This window comes from Clostridium sp. MCC345, from assembly GCF_018785345.1.
GTDB lineage: Bacteria > Bacillota > Clostridia > Lachnospirales > Anaerotignaceae > Anaerotignum_A > Anaerotignum_A faecicola.
This window is the reverse complement of the sequence record NZ_WQPP01000026.1, coordinates 1-875: the sequence shown is the minus strand read 5'-3', so window position 1 is coordinate 875 and position 875 is coordinate 1. Positions and strand designations below refer to the sequence as shown.

Sequence of the window (875 nt, the reverse complement as noted above, 5' to 3'; positions counted from 1 at the left end):
GCAGCTCTGGCACATTCCCGGATTTTCCGCAGCACATGGCTGTAAAGGGTGTCATAGTCAATCCGGTGCTGGGTGCAGTGGTTCTTTCCAAAGGCATTGTAGGTCTTGCAGGAATAAATCTGCTGGGGATGTTTTGCGTTTGTGTAGCGTACCGTCAGCGACTTCCCACACTCGCCGCATTTTAACAGTCCGGCAAACAGGCTGATTTCATTAGTCTGCCCCGGACGCTGGCGGGATTTCAGCTTGTTCTGCACAATGTCAAAGCTCATGCGATCAATCAGCGGTTCATGCTGCCCCTCCACCACAATCCAGTCCTCCGGCTTCTTTTCCCCAATCGTGCCGATTTTGAAACGGTAGTCCTTTTTCTGGGAAGCAATCGCCCCGGTGTAGACGGGATTCATCAAAAGGTCTTTGATAACGGAGAAGTCCCACATATACCGCCCGTTTTCCGGGTCTTTCTTTTCCCATTTGGTGCGGGTATTGCGAAGCCCCCGTTCCCGGTTCCACCATGTGGGGCAGGGGATTTTTTCTTCCTCCAGCCGTCTGCGGATATAGTTCGGACCATGACCGTTCAGGGCATATCCGAAAATCAGCCGCACAATCGGGGCGGTTTCCTCGTCAATGAGCAGATGGTTTTTGTCCTCTGGGTCTTTCCGATATCCAAACGGGGCAAGACACCCGGTAAACTGTCCTTTCTGCGCTTTCAGAAGATAAGAGGAATGGACTTTCTTGGAAATATCCTTGCTGTACATCTCGTTCAGGATATTCTTGAATGGGGCAATATCGTTGTTATCCCGCAGGGTGTCGATACCGTCATTCATGGCGATATAGCGGACACCGTTCCTTGGGAAAAAGTCCTCAATCAAATGCCCGGT

The 875-nt window shown here is 51.2% G+C and carries 1 protein-coding gene; it reads right to left on the bottom strand.

The window, feature by feature from the left end:
- Nucleotides 1-875 (bottom strand): recombinase family protein (locus GPK49_RS06445; protein WP_318283868.1); only part of this gene is annotated, 875 nt, incomplete at both ends.